The organism is Paraburkholderia fungorum, assembly GCF_003610895.1.
Lineage (GTDB): Bacteria > Pseudomonadota > Gammaproteobacteria > Burkholderiales > Burkholderiaceae > Paraburkholderia > Paraburkholderia fungorum_B.
The window spans coordinates 61,301-85,572 of the sequence record NZ_MCAS01000029.1; the positions used below are offsets into that span (position 1 = coordinate 61,301).

Below are 24,272 nucleotides of genomic sequence, written 5' to 3' on the forward strand. Positions count from 1 at the left end.
TTTCCGCTGAAAATGCCCTCAAGGTCTGAGCGACGCTGCCGATAAACAAAGCTGCGTGTGCGGCGCAAACGTTACAAGGACGGGAATGGTTCGGTTAGCCAGATTGAGGGAAGCGCTGTCGGTCGCGGAAGGCGACCCTGAGCTCGTGCGCTCGCAACTTCAGGCATTCGCCCGTCAGATACCGCTGCTCTATTTCATTCTGCTCGTGAACACGCTGGCAGTTGCCGTCACGCATCTGGGATCGGCGCCGGCATGGTTGTCCATCTACTTTCCCGGCGCGCTTTGCACGCTGTGCATCATCCGTTGCGCGCGCTGGTGGCGCGCCCGGCACCGGGTTCTGACGCACGACAAGGCCGTGCCCGAACTGCGCAAGCTGATCTGGCTCGCGGGTCTGTTCGGCGTCGCCTTCTGCAGTTGGTCACTCCTGCTGTTTCCCTACGGCTCACCCTATGAGCAGGCACAAGTCGCGTTCTACATGGCGACGACGGTGGTCGGTTGCGTGTTCTGCCTGATGCATCTGCGGGCGGCCGCGCTGCTTCTGCTTTCAATCGTCATCCTAAGCTTTACGGCACTTCTCATTTCCACGCGCTCTCCTGTTTTCATCGCGATGGTGGTCGACATGATGCTGGTTGGCGTCGCACTCGCCTTCATCATCGAACTGTACTACCGGAGTTTCGCCGGTGTCGTGCATGCGCAGCGCGAGTTGCAGGTGAGCCAGCGGAACACGCAGCGACTCAGCGACGACAACTTCCGGCTCGCGAGCATCGACAGCCTGACCGATTTGCCGAACCGGCGCAGCTTCTTCGCGTCGCTGCGCGCGCTTTCGGAACAGGCGCTCGGAATCGGCACCGGCTTCAATGTCGGGTTGATCGATCTCGACGGTTTCAAACAGGTCAACGATATCTACGGACACGCAAGCGGCGACCTCGTGCTGCAGGAAGTGGGCGTGCGACTGCTGGCTCTGGCCGAGCCCGGCATCTTCTTCGCGCGCCTCGGCGGTGACGAGTTTGGCGTACTGGCCCAGCACAAACTGGCGAACGAAACGCTCGTCGATCTGGGCGAGCGCATCTGCGAAGCGCTCAGCCAGCCGTACCGGGTGGCCGGCAACGTTGCCGAACTGACCGGCACAATCGGCTGGGCAGCGTTTCCTGAAGCGGGCACGACAGTCCAGCAGGTCTTCGAACGCGCCGACGCGGCCTTGTACGTCGGCAAGGAAGGCCGCCGCGGCACGCCGGTGATCTTCTCGACGGAACACGAGACGCGGATCCGGCGCTCGAGTCTCGTCGCTCAGGAACTCCGCCATGCAAATCTGGAATCCGAACTGTTCCTCGAATTTCAGCCCATTTACGACGCGCACACGCAACGCACCATCGGCATGGAAGCCCTCGGGCGATGGCACAACGAGCGGCTAGGTGCGGTCAAGCCCGAGGAATTCATTCGGATTGCCGAGCGTACCGATCTGATTCTGCGCGTCACTGAAGTGCTGCTTCGCAAGGCACTCGATGAAGTGTCGCGCTGGCCGTCCGATCTCTATCTGTCGTTCAATCTCTCGGCGATCGATATTTCGACCTCACCGCGCGCCCGCCGTCTGATCGATATCGTGCTGGACAGCGGCGTGCCCGCGCATCACGTCAACTTCGAGATCACGGAAACCGCGGTCACGCGCGATTTCGAGCAGGCCCACAGCTCGCTCACGATGATCAAGCAAGCGGGCTGCCGCGTCTCGCTCGACGATTTCGGCACCGGTTACTCGAGCCTCAGCTACGTGCACCGGCTGCCCTTCGATACGATCAAGATCGACCGCAGCTTCATGACCGATGTGGATTCCAATAGCGCGTCCAGGAAAATCGTCAAGTCGGTGCTCGATCTGTGCAGAAACCTCGGGCTCGAATGCATCGTGGAAGGACTCGAAACGGCATCCCAGGCGGACGTGGTCAAGGCGCTGGGTGCTCGCGCAATGCAGGGCTATCTGTTCGGCAGACCGATGCGGGCGAGCGCTGTCCCGACCTATCTGGAGGCGGCGCCCGCGCACGATCGCGTCTTTGTGACGTAGCTGATGAGCACCCACTGCTGCTTCACGCCAATCAGCACGGCGCGCGTAAGACGCTCACGCACGACACCGCAACCCTAGCGCGGCTAGCGTTTCGTATTCCAGCTTCGGATACCAATCACTGCCGCGGCCACCCGGCGTCATGTCGATCACCGTTCCGAACGGCATCACAAGGTATCCTTTCGCGAAATAGTCCACGCGCGCCGGCGCGCTGTTGGACCGTCACCCGTCACCGCGCCCCTGGGAATGCACCATGCCGCTTCGTCTGCCACCCCTGCCCGCGCTTCGTTTCTTCGAGGCCGCAGGCAGGCATCAGAGTTTCAAGCTCGCCGCCGCGGAACTGAACGTCACGCCTAGCGCGATCAGCCACGGCATCGTCGGCCTCGAGCAGTCGCTCGGCGTTGAACTGTTCGTGCGCGAGCCGCGTGGCATTTCGCTCACGGCGGCGGGCGCCGATTATCTGTCGTACGTATCCGAAGCATTTTCGCTGATCGCGATCGGTACCCAGCGCTTGCCGAACCACCGCGCGAATCGCACGATCGCGCTGAGCTGTGCACCCACGCTGGCCTCGCGCTGGTTGCTGCCACGGCTCGGCGCGTTTCGCTCGCGCTGGCCGGCGGCGAACATCACCGTCGATACGTCCCACCGTCAGGTCGGCTTTCCTGTCGACGGTTTCGATTTCGCCATCCGCTTGAGCCGCGCCCCGGTCGCGGGCACCGCCTGGACGCGCTTGTTCGGCGAACGCCTCGTGCCAGTGTGCAGTCCCGCTTACCTGGACCAGGCTCCGCGCGACGGACACGGCAACGTCGATCTGCGCCACGCGACGCTCATTCATGTGAACTCGGCAAGCGAGGACTGGCAGGCGTGGTTCGACGGGGCCGCCACAAACGGGGACATCGCCGACGGGGCAGCCGTCGACCTGAGCGACGGCTTGCGTGTCGACACGATCCAGCTCGCGTTCGAAGCCGCGAGCATGGGCCTCGGCGTCGCGCTCGGCAGACGGCCGCTGGTGGACTGCGATCTGGCGCGCGGCACACTCGTCGAAGCCGCTCCACAAACGATCGCCTCTTCCACCGCTTATTGGCTCGTGAGCGCACAAAACGCGGATAGCGCGGAGCATCGCCCGGAACTGCTCGATTTCAAACGGTGGCTGCTCGGCGAAGCTGAGCAATTCGCCAATCCGCCTGGCGGCGAAACAACGGAATCGCCCCGCATAGATCGCTGAAACGCTAAACCGCTGAACCACCGGATCGCACCTTCACCCCGAACAGGTGAGCCACGCTCACCTGTCGTCAAAATCATTTCCTTTGCCGCGTCTGACGCTCGCTGCGACCATTGTGTCGAAGGAGATCAGAACCATGTCCACCACCCATAGCAAACGCTTCGTCTTCCCGTTGAGCCAAGCGACGCTCGTGATCATCGCCGGCGCGCTGATTCTGAGCGCCGCGATGGGCATCCGGCAGACCTTTGGCCTGTTCATCGGGCCGTTTTCGTTCGACCGCGGCCTGCCCGTCACGTTAATCGCTTTCGCTATCGCGCTGCACAACCTGGTGTGGGGTTTCGCTCAACCGTTCGCGGGCGCCGCGGCGGACCGCTACGGCTCGGCGCCAGTGGTCGCGTTCGGTGCGACGACGTTCGCGGCCGGCCTTGGCATCGCGGCGGTCGCGCCGTCCGGCCCAATGTTGATCGTCGGTATGGGCCTGCTGGTCGGGATCGGCGTCAGTTGCACGACGTTCGGCGTGGTATTGCCCGCAGTCGGCCGCATCGCTTCCCCCGAGAAACGCAGCATGGCGATGGGTATTGTCAGTGCCGGCGGCTCGGCGGGACAGGTGTTGATGATCCCGCTCGTGCAGAGCATCCGGCTCAGTTCGGGCATCGCCACTTCGCTGTTTGTGCTCGCTTTCCTGATGCTGCTGATCGCACCGCTCGGCATAGTGCTCGACCGGCGTCAAAGCGTCGGCACGCGCGTTCAGGAACCGCCCGCCGCATCGCTTCGCAAGGTATTCGCCCAGGCGGTCCGGCATCGCGGCTACCGGCTCCTGACGCTTGGCTTCTTCACCTGTGGATTTCAGCTCGCGTTCATTGCCACCCATCTGCCTGAATATCTGACGCTCTGTCACATGCCGATCGGCCTGGGCGCCACGGCCCTGGCGCTAATCGGCCTGTTCAACATGGCGGGCAGCTGGGGATGCGGCTGGCTCGGCGGCCGGTTCCGGCAGCACTATGTGCTCGGCTGGCTTTACCTGATTCGAAGCGTGACGATCGGCGCGTTCTTTCTGCTGCCGAAAACGTCCACGTCGGTTGTCGTCTTCGCGGCGGTGATGGGGCTGACCTGGCTCGGAACCGTGCCGCTTACGAGCGGGCTCGTGGCGAAGGTATTCGGCACGCGGCACCTCGGCAGCCTCTTTGGCGTCTGCTTTCTGAGCCACCAGATCGGCTCGTTTCTCGGCGCGTGGCTAGGTGGTCTGGTGTTCGATCTGACCGGTTCGTATTCGCTGCTGTGGGAAGCCACGGTCGCCGCCGGGCTGATCGCCGCGATGCTGCACTTCCCGATCGACGACAAGGCTGTCAGTACACCCGCCATCCGCTCCGAGCCGGCAGGCGCCTAGCGTGCGAGGGAATCTGCGCGCAAGCGTGCGTGAACACACGCCTGCACGCCCCGAATCCAGGGGCAAACGTTCTGAGGCTATTTGCGCGGCGCGTCCGCCGGCGCTTTCGGCACACGCCCCATCAGAAAGAACTCGTCGTTCGGGCGCATGGAAATGACGTTGGCCATCCGGTTCGACAAACCGAAAAATGCCGTGATGGCCGCGATATCCCACACATCTTCATCCGAAAAGCCATGCTCGCGCAGAGTCTGAAAATCGGAATCGTCCACCGTTCCGGACTCACGGCAAACTTTCAGCGCGAAATCGAGCATCGCCTTCTGGCGCGCCGTGATATCCGCCTTGCGGTGATTGACCGCCACCTGATCGGCGAGCAGCGGCGCCTTCTCGTAGATGCGCAGAATCGCGCCGTGCGCGACCACGCAGTACAGGCACTGATTCACCGCGCTCGTGGCGACGACGATCATCTCGCGCTCACCTTTGCTTAAGCCGCCCTCTTTCAGCATCAATGCATCGTGGTACGAAAAAAACGCGCGGAATTCATCTGGACGATGCGCCAGTGTCAGAAACACGTTCGGCACAAAACCGGCTTTCTCCTGCACGTCGAGGATGCGCGCCCGGATGTCGTCCGGCCATTCGCCCGGTTCGGGCACGGGGTAGCGGCTGATCGGTTGAAGCTTTGCCATGCGATGTCTCCGTTGTATCTATCCGTACACAGGGATTGTAGCAACCGGGCCTCGCGGCGCCGCATACACGGCACGCGTTGCGGCGCATTCCCGTAAGCTGCCTTCCAGAAGCCCGCGTATTGCTGTATTTTTGCTGGATCAGTTCTCGACGACCGAGAGGGTCCATGGATCGCCTGGAGGCAATGTCAATTCTGGTCGCCGCGGTGGAGACCGGCAGTTTTTCGGCTGCAAGCCGCAAGCTCGGCACACCGCTGCCCACCGTCAGCCGCAAGGTCGCGGAGCTCGAAGCGCATCTGAACGTGCGCTTGCTGGTGCGCTCCACCCGCAAGCTGACCTTGACCGATGCGGGCGAGGCCTACCTCGCCGCCTGCAAACAGATCCTCGAACAGGTGAGCGAAGCGGAAAGCGCGGCCGCGGGCGAGTACAGCGCGCCACGCGGCGAACTCGTGGTCACGGCGCCGATGGTGTTCGGACGCCTGCATCTGCTGCCCATCATCAACGACTTCCTCGCGACGTTCCCGCAGATCGCCGTGCGTCTGGTGCTGGCGGACCGCACGCTGCATCTGCTCGACGAACATATCGACGTCGCCCTGCGTATCGGCAAACTGCCCGACAGCAATATGGTGGCGACCCAGGTCGGCACGGTGTGCCGGGTCGCCTGCGCCAGTCCGCGCTACCTCGCGCAAGCCGGCACACCGCAGACGCCCGCCGATCTCGCCCGCTTCGCCTGCGTGAATGTCGACTCCTTGCCGTCCGGGCCGATCTGGACCTTCGCGCCGCACGACGCGAAACAGCAGGCAGTGCCGCTGCGTCCGCGGCTCTCCGTCAATACCGCGGAAGCCGCCATCGACGCGGCTATCGCTGGCGTGGGCTTCACGCACGTGCTCTCATACCAGGCCGCGCGAGCCGTCGAAGAAGGCAAACTGCAACTGGTGCTGCGGGAATTTGAACCCGAACCGATACCGGTCAGCCTGATGCATGCGCAACGAGGGCCATTGCCGCTGAAAACGCGCAGTTTTATCGATTTCGCGGTGCCGCGCTTGCGCACCGCGCTCAGCAATGACTGGGACCGGCTCCACGGGACTGTACGGCCCACGTAAGCGCCCCGCCGCCTTGAGTTTCCGCACGCATTCCGCCCGCCTCGCAGCGTCCTTTCACAAACCTGTGCTTAAATCCGCCATGCATGCCGCTGCGTTCGCATTGGCTGACTGAACGGGTAGCGCCGTCTGCCGCTATGCGGCAAGAACCGGCCTCGTGTGACGTGTTCGTGACGCACGCCGACGGGGCACCGGTTGGGCGCCGGCTGTTTCTAATCCTTCCATGGCATCAAGAGGAGCAGGGTTGTGTGGCATTTTCCGGTTGCGATTCCACCTTCGCTGGGTGTGTGGGCCGTGTTCATGAGCGTGCTCGTCACGCAACTCGGCCTGCCGGTTCCCGCGGCGCCGATGCTGATCCTCGGCGGAACCATGGCCGCCATGGGACAGACCTCCTACGCCAGCGTCATAGGCGCCGCCGTCTGCGCAACGCTGATAGCGGATACGCTCTGGTTCTTCACCGGGCGGACGTACGGCCGGCGTTTGCTCAATCAACTGGTGCGCTTCTCGCTCTCGCTCGACACTACCGTGCGCGTCGCACGCAATACCTACGAACGCTACGGCGCGCCGATTCTCACCGTCGCCAAGTTCCTGCCCGGCCTCGGACTGATCTCGGCACCGCTGCTCGGCACCACGCCGATCAATATCGGCGTGTTCCTGCTGTGGGATTTTGTCGGCGCCGCGCTGTGGGCCAGCGTATGGGTGATCGGCGGTGCAGCGCTGCATGATCAGATCGTGCAGCTCGTGCTACTCGTGCGCCATAACGGCGGGACGATTTTCGACGCGTTCGCGGCCATCTTCGTGGTCGCCCTCGTCTATCGCTACGTGCGCCGCTGGCAGTTTCGCCGCTGGCTCGCGCACGTGCGCATCTCGCCGGACCAACTCGACGAGTTGATGAAATCCAATGAACCGCCCCTGATCCTCGACGCGCGGCCACGCAGCATACGTGCGAAAGAATCGCACCGGATCGCGGGCGCGCAACTGCTGGACCTCGATTCGCCGGAGCCCCTGCACCCCGAGTTACTGAAACGGCCGATCGTTGTCTACTGCGTCTGTCCCAACGAAGCAACGGCCAAGCGGATCGTCAATCAGTTGCATCGGAAGAATATCCATCATGTCCGCGCGCTCAAGGGCGGACTCGACGCGTGGGAAAAACGCGGTTATCCGGTCGAGCCGCTGCCGCCCGACTTCGAGACGGCGATGGCTCACATGGAGGAAGACGCCGGCGACGAAGGCGAATACACCGTGCGGGCGAGATTGGCGAAGTGACAATCGGCACGCTCGCCCGGCGCGAACGATGACGCAGCGGCGCAACCCGTGCTTCGGACGGGCGGCACCGCACGCCTCACCGGCACCAATCAGATCTTCGCCGTAAACGTCAGACCGAAGACACGCGGATCGCCATACAGCACCGGATACGCGCCATACGACGGCAACAACTCCAGCTTTTTATAGACCTTGTTGGTCAGGTTCGTCACGTAGCCGGTCAGGATGTATTTCTGATTCGACGACATATACGACACGTGCGCATTCATCACCGTATAACCCGACTGCCATAGCTGCGGCATGGTTTGACGCGTCGCGCTGAAATACTCGGTGCTGCGATAGTTGATATCGCCCCCCACGGCAATCGACCCGACCGGCAACGGCACGCGGTACTCGCCGCCAACATCGATCGTGGTGTGCGGCGAGCGCGCGAATGAATTGCCCACTGCGGTCGGCACATTGGCAAACTCGGTGTAGCGCGTGTTCAGCAGTCCGAGGTTGGCAAACAGATAGAGGCTGTTGAGCGGCTGTGCCTTCAGTTCCAGTTCGAAACCGTCGGCACGCCCCTGCCCGGCGTTCGACAAGGTGGACACCGGTGCGCCGCCTAGCGGATTCGGCGCCAGTGCAAACACCTGAATGTCGCGATAGTCGTAGTGGAAAACACTCGCGTTCGCGGTCAGGCGCTTGTCGAACCATTCGCTTTTGATGCCGGCTTCGTAGTCGGTCAGATACTCGGGTGTAACTGTCGAGACGGTGCTTTGCGTATAGGCGCTGCCGTTGTAGCCACCCGAGCGGAAGCCACGCGCATAACGGATATAAGCCCGCACGTTGTTGCTGATCGCATATTCGGGCGTCAGATCCCACGTCGGCGCGCGCCACGTGTTGCTCTGGTTCTGCCGTGCGCTCACGGCAAGCGGCGACGTGATAGACGACGGATCCCACCAGTTGTTCACATCGCTGAACGAAACGGGGCCGCTATTTTGCAAGCCGGTCAGATTGATCGTCTTGCGTTCGATCGTATAGCGCAGACCGCCAGTCAGATTGAAGCGATCGGTGAAACGATATTTCACGCTGCCGAACACTGCGGCGCTTTGTGTGTGCTGGGTCAGTTCGGTCAGGTGGTAATACGTTGAAGACGGGCCGCCCGGAGCATCCGGCAAGCCGCCGCCCGCCCCTTCTTCGCTCAGCTCCTCGGTAAAGAAGTGCGCGCCGGCGATCCAGCTCAGCCGGTCATTCTGCGGCGATTCAAGACGGAACTCCTGAGAAAACTGATGCGACGCGAGCGTATCGTGCGAGCGCGCGGCGTCGTAGGGTGAGTAGTCTTCATCGTCCTGATACCAGCGGTTCAGGCCTTCCAGCGCAGTAATCGAGGTCAGCGTCAGCGCGCTGTTGATATGCCAATGCGCGGTCAACGAGCCGCCATACGATGCAATATGATCGCTCGACGGCGCATTCAGCGAGACGGTCTGCGGATCGCTCGACCCGACGAAACCGAACTGGTTCGCGCCATTCGCACCGGCCCCCTGTGCGTGCCACGGGTCACCGCCGCCGGTGTAATTGCGGCCATGGATATTCAGCAGGAAGTCTGAATTCGAAGTCGGCACCGCGAGTACCTGGAAGCGCACCGCGTTGTCGTGAAAGCCGCCAAACCGGCCACCCGTGACCGTATTGGTGTAGAAGCTGTCGCCGTTCTCGTGATAAACGGAAAGACGCGCCGCCAGCACGTCGTTGCTGCCGATCGGACCGCCGATCGCGGCTTCGGCAAGACGGCTGTTGTACTGGCCGAAACCGACCTTGCCGTAACCATCCACGTCGAACGTCGGCTTCTTCGAAGTCAGACTAACCGCGCCGCCGATCGTATTCTTGCCCCACAGCGTGCCCTGCGGCCCACGCAGCACCTCGATATGGTCAAGGTCGAAAAGCGGAAAACCCTGGCCGAACACACTGTTGATATAGACGTCATCGAAATAGACGCCGATCGGGCTCAGCGACAGATCCGACGGATCGTTACTGCCCACGCCACGCAGGAACCAACGCGGTCTTTCGCGTCCCTCGGTGGATTGCGCGGTGAAGTTCGGCACGTACTTGGTGATGTCGTTGACCACCCGCAATTCATTACTCTTGATGCTGTCGCCGCTCAGCGCGGTGACCGCCACCGGCACCTCCTGAATGCTTTCCTTGCGACGGCGCGCAGTGACCGTGACGGTTCCCAGATTGGTGTCGGCCACTGCCTTGTTCGCGCTTTTCGCTTTCGGCTTCCCCTGTCCTGCCGTGCCGGCCGCTTCGGCAGACGTTCCGGCAGCCGCATCGGTTGACGCGTTATCCGCGGCCCATGCGGGCGATATCAGCACACCACCAGCAAGCACTCCCCCGAGCGCGACGACGAGTGTTTTTCTCTTGAACATTGACTTCGCTATCCTTATTCAATTGTTGTTTGATTGGGCCCGTAACCGGGCTCCCATCTTCGTGCGCGAGCAATGCGCCACGCATGGCGTTCTCTATTGCAAGTCGAATGCCAGGGCGCGGAGGTCCGTCACACAGGGGTTGTGCGAACGAAGCACGTGGGCATTGCTGCTGGCGCACCTGTACGATGGTGTTGAGGTGTTGCATATGCAGCACCCCAACATGGGCGGCGATGGGCCGCGGTCCAATGACTCGTGGCTAGCGGGTGGTTGTCTACCGGCTACCGGCCCGAAGAAATGATTCAATCCAGACTGTCAGGATGACGAATCTGTTTAAAGGCAGAATACTCACAAGCCCATCGGTTGATGCCCTAACGCGCCGCCGCGTAGCGATGCGATTGCTCAAGCGCACGCGGATCGATCCACGCGTGGATATCGAAGTCAGCCGGCAGAAACCCCCATTCCACGAGAAAACGCTTGAAATCGCCGAGTGCGGCGATCGACGCTTCGTCGAGATCGGTACGCAGACGTTGATGCACGTCATTGCCATAGGCGAGCCGCAACCAGTCGTCGCCCGAGCCGGTCTCCCGGCCCAGATAGCTGAGTACCTCCTGTTTATGCCCGCGCGCCCAGTCGTCCACGTCGATCACGCGCGCCAGAAAGCGGCTGACAATCTCCGGGTGATTGTCGAGCGAGGCCGCATTGACCGTCAACGGCCGTGGCGAACCGTTGTTGATACGGATCTTCGGGTCCGGATGAAAACCGATGTCGATTACGACCCGCGCGCCGATCAGATAGGCACTCTCCAACCCGAGCGAGCCCTTCACATAGATCGCATCGACTTCGCCGCGTACCAGCGCCGCAATCTCCGCGGAATAGAGACGGCGGCTGCTGACGCTGCCAGGATTGCTGAACGACGCCGTGGGCAACGGCCCGCTATCCGCGGGTTCACGCAGGTTGGTTGCCGCCAGGTCGACCATTTCGACATCGCGCACGGATAGCCCGGCGAGATCCAGCACGCTGACAAAGCCGCGCAACGCCGCGGCGCGAAAAATATCGATGCGTTCGCCCGCGCGCTTCGGCAAACCGACGCGGCGCCCGCGCAAGTCTTTCGCCGTGCGGATACCGGACTCCGGCAATGCGACGATAGCCTGCGCTTCGTCGACCCACGTCAGCGCGATCACCCGGGTATCGGCCCCGGCTGAGCGCGCCCATAACGCGGGAATGCTGCCGCCCTGGCGAAACGAATTGTCCAGCGAGTGATCGACGTGTGAAGCACGCAGCGCGGCATGCTGTGTTTCCTGCAGCGAGCGCACGGTAATGCCATCGCGCGCGAATTCTTCGTCGAGCCAGCCGAGATGCGCGGCAATGCCAAGTGGCGTCGGCACCGGACAGCGCGTGTACCAGATCGACTGAATGTTGTCTAAAACCGAAGTGCTCATGGATTGTTCCGGTGTGGAGGTCGCAGGGTCGCGAGGTTAGGCAATGACCATGACTAGCCGTTGTTGGACGTCAATACCGATAGCCTGCTGATGCCGGCATGCTCGATCGCTGCCATCAGCTTCGCCACGATGCCGTAGGGCACACCCTCGTCGGCCTGCAGATTGAGCGCGAGCTCCGGGTTGTTGGCCTTGAGCACCGACAGCTCGGCGCCAATCAGGCGCAGATCGCTGGGCCTTTTGTCGAGATACACCACGCCCTTCGCATCCACACTGACCGTGACGGCCGGTTTCTGGTCGGCAGGCGCAGTGGCCACTGTTTTTGGCAGATTCACATGCACTGCATTGTTCAGCAGCGGCGCGGTGACGATGAACGCAACCAGCAGCACCAGCATCACGTCGACGAGCGGCGTGATGTTGATTTCGCTTAGCACGTCGTCGTTATCGGAAGAACTCGAGAAAGCCATTATGCGAACGCCTCATTGACGGTTTTCAGACTCGACTGCGCGCGCGTTGCGGCGCCCTGCACCCGGAATCCGGCTTTCTGCGCGAGCGTAACGAAGTCGGTTGCAAATCCGTCGAGATCGGCAGAAGCCGCTTTCACCCGGCGCACGAAGAAGTTGTAGGCGAGCACTGCCGGCACCGCGACCGCGATACCGATGCCGGTGGCCACCAGCGCCTCGCCGATCGGCCCTGCCACCACGTCGATACTGGCCGACGCGCTGTGCGTGATCGCCGTCAGCGCATGAATGATGCCGAACACGGTGCCGAACAGGCCGACAAACGGCGCGGTGCTGCCGATCGATGCGAGTACGGCCAGACCCGCTTCGAGACGGCGGCGCTCATTCTGAATCTGCTGACGCAAGTGACGCTCGAGCAGATCGTGGCGACTCCAGCTATGTTCGAGATCCTGACCATTTCCCTCGTCGGCGCGCTGCAAGGTCTCGAAGCCAGTCGCGGCAACCCGGCCCACCGGACTCAGACCGGGTTCCAGCGCGGCTGCCGCCTGAAAACTGCTGGCCGCCCAGAACTGCCTGGCAAAGCGCCTGCTCTGCACACTCGCGCGCACGCTTTGCACCGCCTTGACGACAATCAGGGTCCACGTCACTACCGAGAAAATGACCAGTAGCCAGAGCGCGCCCTGTACGATAAAAGTAGTTGAAATACCATTCATGATCATCGATTCCTTTTAATTCAGAATCCGCTTCGAAATCTGCTTCGAAATTCGGCTCCGGTGTTGAAGAGAAAACATGCGATTTGCCCGCCATGCGCGGAGTCCATGTCAGCCCAGCTTGAAGTCGATCGGCACGTTGACCCAGCCGTCGATCGCTTCGTCTCCCCGTTTGGCCGGCACGAAAATCCAGCGCCGGACTGCGGCCAACGCGGCTTCGTCGAGCATCTTGCGGCCGCTGCTGGTTCTGATATCGACCGAAGCAGGTTTGCCGTCCGGCAGCACATGCACGCGCAGCAGCACGTGCCCTTCCCATCCCTGGTCCTGCGCGATCGGCGGATAGTCCGGTGCCGGGTTGTGCAGATACGCTGCATTGCCGATCGGTGCGGTTTCGGCCACCGGTGCGGGTGGTGCTGCGGGCACAGGCGCGGCCGGTGCCGGGACATGCGCGACGGCTGTCTCGGCCGGTGCTGGTGCTGGCGCCTGCGTCACGAGCGGCGTGGGCGCCGCCAAAGACCTCGGCGCTACGGCTCGCGTCAGCGGGCGGGGCGGCGGCGCTTGTGCCTTGAGCGGTTGCGGCACCGGCGACGGCGCCTGCTTCGCTTGCGGCAATGGCACGGGTGGTCGCGTCAGTTCGACAATCATCGGCAGCGGCTTAGGCGGCACGACAGACGCGAGCAGTGCTTCGTTTCCATGCCGCGCCACAAGCAGGCCCCCCGCGTGCAGCGCGAGGATCAGCAGTGCGGCCGCGCCGGTTTCGCCCCATGTCCTGCGTGTCGCCCGGGTCTCACGCGCGGCCTCGTCATCCGTCGCGAGCAGGCGCCGCCGCGGTGGCAGCGAAACCGCGGACGCATCGAGCCCGCGCACCGCGGGACTGCTCCCGCGTACCGCGTGGCGCCGGGCATGGGTACCCGAATTTTCCATGGTCAGAAACGTCACGATCTATTCCTTACTGGTTTGCGCACCGTGCGAGAACGCACCGCATCAGGCGACCCACGCACGGCGATATTTCGATACCTCGGTGTACGGCCGCGGCTCGATCCATGCGCGCGCATCGAAGTCGTGCTCGAGGAAACCCCATTCGAACAGGAAGTCCTTGAACGCCACCAGGCCGTCAATCGAGGTCTGTGCAAGATTGGTTTCCAGATGCCGATGGACTTCGCCGCCATAGGCGTAACGCACCCACTCGTCGGACGAACGGGTCTCCCGCCCAATGTAGGCAACGGTCTCGGCCGGATGTTTCGTCGCCCAGTCACCTGCGCCCACCACCACTGACACGAAGCGGCTGACGAGATCAGGGCGCTCGTCGATGAGCGCCTGATCCACCGTCAATGTGCGCGGCGTACCATTGCCGATACGCACCAGCGGATCGGGATGCGCGCCCAGATCGATCACCACGCGCCCATCGATCAGATGCACGGTTTCCAGTCCGGCCACGCCTTTCACGAAAATCGCATCGACATCGCCGCGCACCAGTGCGGCTACTTCAAGCCCGTACTCATGCGGCCGGTGAAACGACACCACATTGCCAACAGCGAGCCCAGGCTGACCGATAGCAATCCGTTCCTCACCCGCACCGCGCGTCGGTTCCGGCAGATCGACCCATTGGGCGTCGCCATGCCCGAGACCGTCGAGCTCGAGCGCGGTGAGAAACCCCTTGAGCGCGGCAGCGCGCCAGAAGTCGATACTGATCGCATGTTTCGGCAGACCCAGACGCCGCCCGCGCAAATCGCGCGGATGACGAATGCCGCTGGTCGGCAGCGTGACGATCGCCTGAAACTCGTTGGTCCACGAAAGGCCGACGACTCGCGTCGCCGCGCCGCGCGAACGTGCCCACAGCGCCGGAATGTTGCCGCCCTGGCGAAATGAAGACGGCAAGCTGTGATCGAAATGCGACTCGCGTTTGGCCGGCTCACGGGTCTCCTGCAGCGAACTCAGGGTAATGCCGTCCGGTCCGAACTCCTCGTCGAACCAGCCTCGGTGCACCGCAATGCCGAGCGCGGTCGGCACGGGACAGCGGGTGTACCACAGTGCAGTGGGCGTCGCGGCTTGCGCAACGGTTGTACTCATCGTTGGATTCCTTGATTGTTGTTGTGCACGGACTTGATCGCCGCTGCGTTAAGAATCGCTACCCGTGCCGGGATCGCGACCGCCTCAGGCGAGCGCGGCCCGCAATGCCGAGGCGGTTCTGCGCGCGTCGATCGCCCCGGCCACCAGCGGCAGGACCTCTTCGCCGACGCGATACGCTTCTTCCAGATGCGGGTTGCTCGCCAGAATGAAGGTCGATACGCCGATGTCCACGTATTCGGCCAGCCGCTCCGCGACCTGCTCGTGACTGCCCACGATCACGCAGCCGGGACCGCCACGGATCTTCGACATACCGGCCCACAGATTCGGCCCGACGACCAGATCGTCGAAATGCTGGGTGTTGCCCTGGTGCAGCGCGAACTGCCGCTTTGCACCGACCGACTCCGAATCGCCGACACCTGATGCGCGCCGCGTGCCACCCAGTTGTGTCGATTCGCTGACGGTGGCGAACATCTGCCGTAACTCGGCCCACGCCTGTTCTTCCGTTTCGCGCGCCAGAATGTCGATGCGCATGCCGAAGCGCAGATCGCGCTCGGCGTTTTGCGCGTCGAGCGCCTGGCGCGCGCGATCGATCACCTCCTTCTGTTTTGCGAGCGGCTCACCCCAGCTCAGATGCACGTCGCCGTGTTTGGCCGCCACTGCCATCGCGGCGTCGCTGGCACCGGCCAGATAGATGCGCGGCACGGCTTGGCTGCGCAACGGCGCAACGAGCCCCCCTTCTTCCACCTGATAGAAGCGGCCCTTGTGCGTGTAGGGCTCACCGGCTGAATAACCCTTCACCACGTCGAGAAATTCATCGGTGCGGGCGTAACGGCTGTCGTGATCGATGAAGTCGCCGTACGCGCGTTGATCCGCCCCGCCGCCGCCCGTCACGATGTTCCACTCCACCCGGCCGCGGCTGATCCGCTGCAAGCTGGCCGCCATCTGCGCGGCATACGCCGGGTGCATGAACCATGGTTGCATCGCAATCAGCAAGCGCAGATTGCGAGTTTCCCGCGCCAGCGCCGCAGCCACCACCCACGGCTCCTCCGTGAAGCGGAAGATCGGAATCAACGCGCCATGAAAGCCGACCAGGTCCGCTGCGCGCGCCACTTGGGACAGGTAGTCGATGTAGCCAAACGCGTCGCTATCCGTTTTCGGCGCGACGCGCGAGGCCGTCTGGTTATTCCATTCGCCACGGGTGTGCCGGTCGTGCGCGCGTCTGCCGTCGCCATGCATCGGCAAGCGCCACAGAAATTCGACAGCCATTGATCTGTTCTCCTTGGTTTAAGCATTGGTTCGGCCTCGCAATGACACGCGCCCTCACCGGTTCGACACCTCTCTAAGCACGGCCTATGCCAATTGCGATGAACAGCGTTTCGACCGGCACGCGCTGCGCGCTGGCCACACGCGTTGCGGCCTCGCCGGACCGCATCGCTCCCGATACAACCACGGCGCGTACAAGTTGCTGAATCAGCACCTCGTGTGTTGCCAGCGCAACACCGCCTGGGGCAACTGCTGCTGGAGCAACACTCGCGCGCGCATGCGTCGGCGGATCTGCACGGTCTGCATCCGTATGCGTGGCTGAGCCGCTTGCCAAGCGCGGACCGCCTGAGCAAGCGCACACGCCTGGCCTGGAATTTGCATTTACCCATGCGCGCCGCCGCTGCCGCTTTCGCGCGCTGGCCGGCGCGCAGGACGAACCTCGATATGGAAAACGCACATGACAGACAGGCCCGATTCGTCATCGGACAAACAGCATTCCTTCTGGTACGCACGCTCGCCAGTGCCGACGCCGCTCGGCATTGCCGTGCATCTCGGCTGGCTCAACGGTGAATCGTCAGCGGACGGCGTTGCGATCCGCTCGTTGCGCGACTCGGCCGGGCACGACGCGTCGTCGATCAGCGATCACACGCTGGCGATGTCGTTTCGTCAGGGCGGCAGCATCCCGGCAATGTGGGCGCGCTCGCATCGAGCCGATACGCGCGTGATCGGTTTATCGTGGGTCGATGAATCGCAGTTGATCCTGACGCTGCCGGGTTCCGGCATTCAGTCGGTGAAGCAACTGCGTGGCCGGCGCATCGCGATTCCGCGCCGCTCGACCGACCGCATCGATATTTTTCGCGCATCCGCGCTCCGCGGCTTCGTCAATGCATTGAGTCTGGAGGGCATGACAACGCGCGACGTCGAACTGATCGATGTCGAAGCACGCACGCTGCAGGCAGTCGGCGACGATCCCGCCACGGAACTCTTTACTCTGCCGCTCGGCCTCGCGAGCCGCGCGTTATATGCCGCCGAAGCGAGCGCCTTGCTGCGCGGCACGGTGGATGCGATTTACGTGAAGGGTTCAGTCGGATTGGAAGTCGCGCAACTGATCGGCGCGCAAGCGGTGATCGATATCGGCTTTCATCCTGAGCCGCATATCCGCAATAACAACGGTACGCCGCGTCCGCTCACGGTCAACGCGGAGGTGCTCGCCAATCATCCAGACATCGTCGCCGGCTTTCTGAAGCTGGTGGTCGCCGCGGGGGACTGGGCGCGCACGCATCCCGACGAAACCGCGCAATACGTATCGCATGAAACCGCTTCGGCGCTCGAGTGGGTGCACGCGGCCTATGGCGGCAATCTGCATCACCATCTCGGCGTGAACCTCGAAACCGAATCAGTCGCCGCGCTCGACGATTTCAAGAACTTCCTGTTCGAGTGGGGTTTCCTCGAAGCCGACTTCGAGATTGCCGACTGGATCGATCCACGCCCGATGGCCGATGCGCTGCATTCCCCCCTTAAGCGCCGCGCGTGAGCGAACGCGTGATTCGAACCATGCGCCCTGCTTCGGCCCGGTGTTTCACCCGCAGTTTCCACCATTACGTTCAAGGTCTGATCCGCACATGATGAAACGCTCCTCTGCTCTCCCCCGGTTGTTGCGGCGCGCGTTCGTCGCATGGTCGATGACGATGCCGCTCACCGCCGCCGCATTGCTGGTCCCCGCCATTGCGCGCGCCGACGAATCACCGAAAGTGGTGCGGATCGCCGTGGTCGCCTATTCAAGCGGAGGCAAAACGCAATACGCGGGCGCATCCGCTTTGATCGACGCCGACAAATCGCTCGAAAAGGCGTTGGCCGCGCGCCATATCCAGTTGCAATGGGTGCCCGTCTCGACGGCCGCCGTCGGTACGCTGGTCAACGAGGCGTTCACGAACCACAGCATCGACTTCGCCGGTTACGGCGACCTGCCCTCGGTCGTGGTCAACGCGTCCGGCACGCATACGAAGTTGATCGTGCCAGGCGGCGTGGGCAGCAACACCTATCTGGTCGTGCCGGCCAATTCGACGGCGAAGTCGATCGTCGATCTGAAAGGCAAACGGATTGCGCTCAATCGCGGCAGGCCTTGGGAGGTGACGTTCGGCAAACTGCTGGCAGCCAACGGTCTGAAGCTCTCTGACTTCAAGATCTATAACCTCGATCCACAAGCGGGCGCCGCTGCTGTCAGCGCAGGCCGGGTGGATGGATTCTTTACGCTTTCGGACGCGTATCCATTAGTGGACAAACAGGTCGGCAAGATCATCTGGTCGACCAAGGAAGCCCCCGACGCGTGGAAGATGCGCGCGGAACTCTGGGCTTCCGACGATTTCGTGCGTCAGTACCCCGACATCACGCAACTGGTCGCGACCGCCTACGTACGTGCGGCTTACTGGATTTCGCAAGCGCAGAACCGCGATGCGTTCATCAAGATTCTCAGCGCGTCGGGTCAACCCGAAAACGTGGTGCGGCGCGAGTACGACGACGAAAAGCAAGCATGGAAAGATCAATGGGCGCCGCTTTTCACGCCGTCGCTCAGCGCACATTATCGCGACGTGTCGGCGTATAGCCAGCAGGCGAAACTCACGTCCGGCGGCGTGGATGTCAATAGCCTGCTCGCGCCGCAGTTCGTCAACAACGCGCTGAGGGACCTCAAGCTTGAACACTACTGGGATGCGAGCACCACAACGAATGTCGCAAACCGCTGATACGGTGGTGGATGCAACCGCGTCCACCTCATCCACCCCATCCACTCGGTCCACGCCGCTCCCCCGGACAACGGCCGGCGCCGCCTCACGCGTGCGTGCTTTGACGCACGGCGCTTCGTGGTTGCTGTGGTGGGTCTCGCCTGTTCTGCTATTTCTGCTCTGGTGGTATGCAAGCGCGCAACACTGGTTCGCGCCGCAACTGCTGGTGCCGCCGCAGAAGGTCTATGACACATTCGGCACGCTCGCGGCCGGCGGCGACCTGCAGGACAATCTGCTGATCACGTTGCGTCGTCTCGCGACCGGTTTCGTGTGGGGCAGCTTGCTCGGCATCGCGTGCGGCACATTGCTCGCTGTGAACCGCACCTTCTCCGACTACGTGCGTCCGCTCTTCGACATTCTGCGGCAGGTACCCACGCTCACGCTGATCCCGATACTGATTCTGCTCATCGGCATCGACGAGCCGCTGAAGGTCGTGGTAGTCGCCAAAGCGGTGTTCTTTCCGGTTGCGCTCGCCACCTACGGCGGCGTGCAAGGCGTGCCGCGCGACCTGGTCGAAATGGCGCGCCACTATGGACTGGGGCGCGCGGCGTTGTTGCGCGATGTGTTGTTGCCTTCTGCCATTCCGTCGCTGCTCACCGGTATCCGTATTGCGATTGCGCGCTCCTGGCTCGCGCTTGTCGCGGTCGAGTTGCTGAGCGCCGACAGCGGCATCGGCGAAATGATGGAGATGGCGCGCCAGATGCTGCGCATCGACATCGTGATGGTCGATGTGATCGCAATCGGCTTGATCGGATTCATCCTCGATCAGAGCATCGCACTCGTGCAGCGCCGTGTGTTGCGCTGGCAATCGCCTGACCGTTGACCTCTCTTCCCTGTAAAACACCGTCCATGATCGCTCTGCACGCTACATCCCCGCTACGCCGACGCGCCCGCGGTTTTGTCCTGCCGCTGGTATTGCTCGGGCTTTGGCAATTCGCCGCTAATCGCGATGCCGTGCATCAGTACGCGTTCGTGCCGCTCGAGCAGGTGGTCAGTGCCTTTGTCGAACTCGTCAGGAGCGGGGAACTGCTTGTCGATCTCGGCGCGAGTCTGCGTCGCACGACCTTAGGTCTGGCCACCGGCGTGATCGCCGGCGTCGTGGTCGGCGCGTTGACCGCGTTGTCGCGCAGCGCCGAAAAACTGGTGCATCCATTGTTTCAGGCACTACGTCATGTCCCGCTGCTCGGGCTGATTCCCTTGATCAGCCTCTGGTGCGGCACGGGCGAGTTCGCCAAGGTTTTCATCGTCTTCCTCGCTGCTTTCTATCCGATGGCGACAAGCAGTTTCGACGGACTGCGCCGTATCGACCCGCGTTATTTTGAACTCGCGCAGTCGTATGAATTGACACGGTCTGACTGGTTGCGCGACGTGCTGATTCCAGGCGCGTTACCGGACGTGTTCGCCGGAATTCTGCAAGCGGTGCCGTTCGCGTGGATCACGGCGACCAGCAGCGAACTGTTGTTCAACGCCGGTGCCGGTGTCGGCAATCTGATGCAGACCGCGCAGGCCGGCGCGCGCGTGGACGTGCTGCTGGTATGCGTGACAGGCGTCACCGCGCTGGCGGTGGCAATGGGCATGCTGTGCGAACACGTCGCACGGCGCTTGCTGCGCTGGCGCGATCACGCCTGACGGCGGTCGCCGGTTTCGCTCGCGCCGGCGGAATCCGGCTCACCGGCATCGCGCAGCTTGAGAATGCCGAGATGCGCGAGCCGCGCACGCACGATATTGCGCGACAGGTCGAGCAGGCGTGAGGTACGCAACTGGTTGCTCTCGGAGAATTCGAAGGTGCTGCGATAGACCGTGTCTTCGATGTGCTGCCAGAGTCTGGGTGTGCCGAGTTCCAGCAGATCGACGATGGCTTCGCGCAACGCGCCGGTGGCTTCGGCAATATCACGCGGACGGCGCGCCGGATTGGCCACAATCGCCGCCGCAGGCGCGTCCGCTGTCTGCGTGTGAGGCGCGAGCGAAAGCGCGGAAAACTGCAAATCGGCGACGTCGATGAAACCGCCACTGCTTACCAGCAGCGCATGATGAATCACATTTTCCAGCTCGCGAATATTGCCCGGCCACGAGTGGGCATGAAGCCGCTCGAGCGCGGCGTCCGTGAGTGCGGGCGGCGTGATCCGCAAGCGCTTTGCGTAGCTCTCCAGAAAGTGCTGGATCAACGGGCCGATGTCGCCCGGCCGCTCGCGCAATGGCAACAGGCTCAGTTTGACGACGTTCAGACGATAGTACAGATCCTCCCGGAAGTGCCCGGCGCGTACCGCTGCTTCGAGATTCACATTGGTCGCGGTGACCAGACGCACGTCGATCTTGACGGTCTTGCGCGAACCGACCGGCACCACCTCGCGCTCCTGCAACACGCGCAGCAGTTTGACCTGTGCGGCAAGCGGCAAGTCCCCCACTTCGTCGAGAAACAGCGTGCCGCGATTGGCCGATTCGAACCAGCCGGGCTGGCTGCTGATCGCGCCCGTGAACGCACCACGTTCGTGACCGAATAGCTCGCTCTCGATCAGCGTCTCCGAGAACGCGCCGCAATTCACCGCCACGAACGGGCCGTCACGGCGTTCACTCAACGAATGCACGAGCCGTGCGATCAATTCCTTGCCAGTGCCGCTTTCCCCGGTGACAAGCACCGTGGCGTCGCTCGGCGCGACCAGATGGATACGCTCGAGCAACACCAGCGACTTCGGGTCGTCGAACGTCAGCGCTTTCGCACGGATCGTAATGGCGTGCGACGTGGGATCGGGAAAACTGAAGACAGCCATTGATCGACCAGCAAGGAATCCAAAGGGAGCCTCGACAATATCAAGCCGATCGTGCGTTGCGAACCAATACATCAAGCTAACAGTATGACGGAACCGGCAATAACGCTGCCGCCCACGTCGACACGAAAGCGGCACAGCTGGGCACGCCGTGCCGTTCCTCGTCATTCGCTGTCTTCCACGCCCGTGCTCACGCCAATCCGGTCATCTTCCACTGCTGCTCTAGCACGCCTGGGCCGAACTCCCTGGAGCCGCCGAGCGACTCCGCGAGTGCCTGAAAATACGCGCCTTCTTCGAGAATCAGGATGTACTGCGAGACGTCGAGGATATTTTTTCCCCAGAACGTCGCGCCGCCGTTCGCTTCGAGAATCGCCGGAATGTTCGGATCGCGCCGGATCGTGTCGACGATGAAACGCGGCTCGCCCGGGCGCCGGTCGATATAGATCGGAATCTCACGGGCCTTCGTATAGCGCTGCGCCGGCGCATACAGAATCGGCAACGGACGATGCGCGCTCGCCCACGCGCCGAGGTACGGGCCATGTACGTGAATCACCACGTCGACCTCCGGCGCTTCCTGGAACACGCCCGCATAGCGCGGGCCGTGTCCTGACGCCTTCGGATCGCCATGGATCACCTTGCCGTCGAACGACACCACCACGGCCTGAACTTCCTGCGATTGCGCCCACGGCGTAGGCGCCGACACGGCGACGACGAGGTCCGTGCCGGGTACACGCTGATAGGCCTGGAAGGTGTTGGTCGCGGACAAGGTGCGGGTTTCCTTGAGAACGCGCGTGGCTTGCGCGAACTCGCGCCGGATGCGTTCGACGAAGGCGACCAGTTCGCCGCTTTCCAGCGTCTGTGTGACTGACATGTTGAATCCTTGGGTAAGTGAGGGATCGTTGCGAGGGATATTTAGCAGCAAGCGTGCCAATCCGCGTGTCCCTCACGGTCTCCCGTATCACGGCCTCATTGCTGCTCGCCATGCATGCGCCCAGCGCTCAAGCCGGATGATTTCGCGGCTGAATTTGCTGCTGGACCAACACCCCATCATCAGCGGCTGTTGCGCACGGCGCAGCAGCCGCGTGTATACCGACACACCGCAGCATCATGGCAAGCCGATGCCAGCCGGGGTTCGCTACGCACGCATGAAAGATGGTTCAAAACTTGCGTCGAAGGCCGCCCGGGTTCAACGGTTCACGCATGCAAGTCTCGCGCGAACCGCATTTTTCTCACCATCGTTCAGGGCGTCAGTATGAAAGCAGAAAATAGTCGAGCGCGAAATGGGCACTCATCGGCTCGCGGCAAATTCAACCCGTGGTTTGCCGCACCGTTAGCGGCATTGCTCCTCTACGGTACCGTGTTCGCCGCGGGCGCGAGAGCACCCGCGCCCGATCCGCTGCAAGGCGACGGCCGCGTATCCGCGTTCTATACATGGGAGAACGAGATTCCCGCGCAGCCCGGCGAACTGCTGCGCGCCGAACAACTGCCGCCCACACTCGGGCTCGCCAATGCCGGCCAGCAACTGCGCCTGCTCTACAGTTCGACCGATGGCATCGGCGGCACAACGCCGATTGCCGTATCAGGCGCGCTATTCCTCCCCAAAGGCCAGCCGCCCCAAGGAGGATGGCCGATCGTCGCGTGGGGACACGGCACGTTCGGCATGGCCGACATCTGCGCGCCTTCGTGGTTCGGACGTTCCTACCGGGACGTGCGCTATCTGAATGCGTGGCTTCAGCAAGGCTTCGCCGTGGTGGCGACCGACTATCAAGGACTCGGCACGCCCGGGCCCAACCCGCAGTTGAACAATCGTTCGAATAGCTACACGATGCTCGACAGCGTGCGCGCCGTGTTGCACAACCTGCCTGGGCTCGCCAACCAGGTTGTGCTGGTCGGACAGTCACAAGGCGGTTCCGCGGTATTCGCCGCGGCCGGCTACGCGAGCACGTATGCGCCCGAACTGAATATTCGCGCCACCGTCGCAACCGGCGTGATCTACAACGCGTCGAAGCAAACCCTCGCAACGCTCGCGCCGTTCAAAACGGCTTACCAGCGCGACCCCAATCGGATCGATGCAACGCTCGCATACCAGTTCTATTCGGTGCTGTCGGCGCAACAGATCGACCCCGCCTTGAAGGCCTCCGACATCCTCACCGATTCGGCGCTGCCCATTCTCGAACAGTCGCGCATCAGTTGTCTCGCTTCGCTCGAGGACGACGCAGCGCTCGCCGGGCTCAGCACCGCAAACACCCTGAAACCCGGCGCCAATGCACGCTTGCAGGCATGGTGGGACGACTATCTGAAGTTTCCGACGCTGAAGATCAAGTCGCCTGTGTTCATCGGCATCGGTGCGGACGACGGTCTCGCGCCGCTGGAACTCTCGCTGGCAAAAGACGCCTGCGCGGCGGGCACCACGGTCGAGGCCCATTTGTATGCAGGTCGCGAACATAACGGCACGGTCAACACGTCATTGGAGGATTCCATTCCCTTCGTCAGGAAAGTACTGGCAAACCGGCCCGTTGCGCCCGTATGCTCGCCCGTCGAGCAGCAGCCGAAATCCTGATGCGGCGCCGCGAGTCTTCGGCGCGACTCGCGCCAGCCGATTGACGGTCAAAAAACCGCTTGCGCGTCACGCCAAATGTGTGCAACATGCATATATGCACATTGCACACATTGAGGTATC

Annotated in this window: 20 protein-coding genes; 10 read left to right on the forward strand and 10 right to left on the reverse strand. The window is 62.7% G+C overall.

Annotation, left to right across the window (positions count from 1 at the left end):
* Nucleotides 1-85 precede the first annotated feature (85 nt).
* The 3 genes from BCY88_RS24975 (at nucleotide 86) to BCY88_RS24985 (ending at nucleotide 4,659) form a co-directional block, all read left to right on the forward strand.
* Entirely contained in the window at nucleotides 86-2,053 is a 1,968-nt protein-coding gene (locus BCY88_RS24975) for a putative bifunctional diguanylate cyclase/phosphodiesterase (RefSeq protein WP_120346840.1), read from the forward strand.
* A gap of 250 nt (nucleotides 2,054-2,303) precedes the next feature.
* Entirely contained in the window at nucleotides 2,304-3,275 is a 972-nt protein-coding gene (locus tag BCY88_RS24980; RefSeq protein WP_120346841.1) for a LysR substrate-binding domain-containing protein, read from the forward strand.
* Nucleotides 3,276-3,408: 133 nt separating this feature from the next.
* Nucleotides 3,409-4,659 carry an MFS transporter gene (locus BCY88_RS24985; RefSeq protein ID WP_120346842.1) on the forward strand — a complete coding sequence of 417 codons (1,251 nt, stop codon included), beginning with the start codon at nucleotides 3,409-3,411 and terminating at the stop codon, nucleotides 4,657-4,659.
* Between the two features lie 77 nt (nucleotides 4,660-4,736).
* On the opposite strand, the gene BCY88_RS24990 is transcribed toward BCY88_RS24985, so the two are convergent.
* Nucleotides 4,737-5,342, reverse strand: coding sequence for a peroxidase-related enzyme (locus BCY88_RS24990; RefSeq protein WP_120346843.1), 606 nt, complete (start codon nucleotides 5,340-5,342; stop codon nucleotides 4,737-4,739).
* A gap of 164 nt (nucleotides 5,343-5,506) precedes the next feature.
* On the opposite strand from BCY88_RS24990, the gene BCY88_RS24995 reads away from it, so the two are divergent.
* Both BCY88_RS24995 and BCY88_RS25000 read left to right on the forward strand, forming a co-directional pair.
* The gene (locus tag BCY88_RS24995) at nucleotides 5,507-6,442 is read left to right on the forward strand and encodes a LysR family transcriptional regulator (protein WP_120346844.1); all 936 of its coding nucleotides are present in this window, start codon (nucleotides 5,507-5,509) and stop codon (nucleotides 6,440-6,442) included.
* A gap of 243 nt (nucleotides 6,443-6,685) precedes the next feature.
* Entirely contained in the window at nucleotides 6,686-7,705 is a 1,020-nt protein-coding gene (locus tag BCY88_RS25000) for a VTT domain-containing protein (RefSeq protein WP_120346845.1), read from the forward strand.
* An 89-nt stretch (nucleotides 7,706-7,794) separates the two neighbouring features.
* On the opposite strand, the gene BCY88_RS25005 is transcribed toward BCY88_RS25000, so the two are convergent.
* The 7 genes from BCY88_RS25005 to BCY88_RS25040 all read right to left on the reverse strand — a co-directional run bounded on the left by BCY88_RS25005 (nucleotide 7,795) and on the right by BCY88_RS25040 (nucleotide 16,050).
* Nucleotides 7,795-10,107: a TonB-dependent receptor gene (locus BCY88_RS25005; protein ID WP_120346846.1), complete on the reverse strand. Its 2,313-nt coding sequence runs from the start codon at nucleotides 10,105-10,107 to the stop codon at nucleotides 7,795-7,797.
* Between the two features lie 368 nt (nucleotides 10,108-10,475).
* A complete protein-coding gene (locus BCY88_RS25015; RefSeq protein WP_120346848.1) occupies nucleotides 10,476-11,546 on the reverse strand; it encodes an ABC transporter substrate-binding protein in 1,071 nt (356 codons plus the stop codon).
* A 53-nt stretch (nucleotides 11,547-11,599) separates the two neighbouring features.
* Entirely contained in the window at nucleotides 11,600-12,010 is a 411-nt protein-coding gene (locus BCY88_RS25020) for an ExbD/TolR family protein (RefSeq protein WP_120346849.1), read from the reverse strand.
* Nucleotides 12,010-12,717: a MotA/TolQ/ExbB proton channel family protein gene (locus BCY88_RS25025; protein ID WP_120346870.1), complete on the reverse strand. Its 708-nt coding sequence runs from the start codon at nucleotides 12,715-12,717 to the stop codon at nucleotides 12,010-12,012. Before BCY88_RS25025 ends, BCY88_RS25020 begins: the two co-directional genes overlap by 1 nt.
* Before the next feature lie 108 nt (nucleotides 12,718-12,825).
* The gene (locus tag BCY88_RS25030) at nucleotides 12,826-13,653 is read right to left on the reverse strand and encodes an energy transducer TonB (protein WP_120346850.1); all 828 of its coding nucleotides are present in this window, start codon (nucleotides 13,651-13,653) and stop codon (nucleotides 12,826-12,828) included.
* Nucleotides 13,654-13,698: 45 nt separating this feature from the next.
* Complete coding sequence (locus BCY88_RS25035; protein WP_120346851.1) at nucleotides 13,699-14,784, reverse strand: ABC transporter substrate-binding protein; 1,086 nt, start codon at nucleotides 14,782-14,784, stop codon at nucleotides 13,699-13,701.
* An 84-nt stretch (nucleotides 14,785-14,868) separates the two neighbouring features.
* Nucleotides 14,869-16,050, reverse strand: coding sequence for an LLM class flavin-dependent oxidoreductase (locus BCY88_RS25040; RefSeq protein WP_120346852.1), 1,182 nt, complete (start codon nucleotides 16,048-16,050; stop codon nucleotides 14,869-14,871).
* A 454-nt stretch (nucleotides 16,051-16,504) separates the two neighbouring features.
* Between BCY88_RS25040 and BCY88_RS25045 the strand changes: the two genes are divergently transcribed.
* From BCY88_RS25045 to BCY88_RS25060, 4 genes are all read left to right on the forward strand, one after another.
* Nucleotides 16,505-17,581, forward strand: a complete 1,077-nt coding sequence (locus tag BCY88_RS25045) for an ABC transporter substrate-binding protein (protein ID WP_120346853.1) — start codon at nucleotides 16,505-16,507, stop codon at nucleotides 17,579-17,581.
* Nucleotides 17,582-17,669: 88 nt separating this feature from the next.
* Nucleotides 17,670-18,788: an ABC transporter substrate-binding protein gene (locus tag BCY88_RS25050; RefSeq protein WP_259461505.1), complete on the forward strand. Its 1,119-nt coding sequence runs from the start codon at nucleotides 17,670-17,672 to the stop codon at nucleotides 18,786-18,788.
* Complete coding sequence (locus BCY88_RS25055) at nucleotides 18,772-19,650, forward strand: ABC transporter permease (protein ID WP_120346854.1); 879 nt, start codon at nucleotides 18,772-18,774, stop codon at nucleotides 19,648-19,650. Before BCY88_RS25050 ends, BCY88_RS25055 begins: the two co-directional genes overlap by 17 nt.
* Nucleotides 19,651-19,676: 26 nt before the next feature.
* Entirely contained in the window at nucleotides 19,677-20,456 is a 780-nt protein-coding gene (locus BCY88_RS25060) for an ABC transporter permease (RefSeq protein WP_120346855.1), read from the forward strand.
* Here BCY88_RS25060 and BCY88_RS25065 read toward each other — a convergent pair.
* Both BCY88_RS25065 and BCY88_RS25070 read right to left on the reverse strand, forming a co-directional pair.
* Nucleotides 20,447-21,595 (reverse strand): sigma-54 interaction domain-containing protein, encoded by a 1,149-nt coding sequence (locus tag BCY88_RS25065; protein ID WP_120346856.1) that lies wholly within the window; start codon nucleotides 21,593-21,595, stop codon nucleotides 20,447-20,449. The two genes, BCY88_RS25060 and BCY88_RS25065, sit on opposite strands and share 10 nt — an antisense overlap.
* 187 nt (nucleotides 21,596-21,782) lie before the next feature.
* Nucleotides 21,783-22,463 carry a class II aldolase/adducin family protein gene (locus BCY88_RS25070; RefSeq protein WP_120346857.1) on the reverse strand — a complete coding sequence of 227 codons (681 nt, stop codon included), beginning with the start codon at nucleotides 22,461-22,463 and terminating at the stop codon, nucleotides 21,783-21,785.
* A gap of 381 nt (nucleotides 22,464-22,844) precedes the next feature.
* On the opposite strand from BCY88_RS25070, the gene BCY88_RS25075 reads away from it, so the two are divergent.
* A complete protein-coding gene (locus BCY88_RS25075) occupies nucleotides 22,845-24,152 on the forward strand; it encodes an alpha/beta fold hydrolase (protein ID WP_120346872.1) in 1,308 nt (435 codons plus the stop codon).
* The last annotated feature ends 120 nt before the right edge of the window (nucleotides 24,153-24,272 follow it).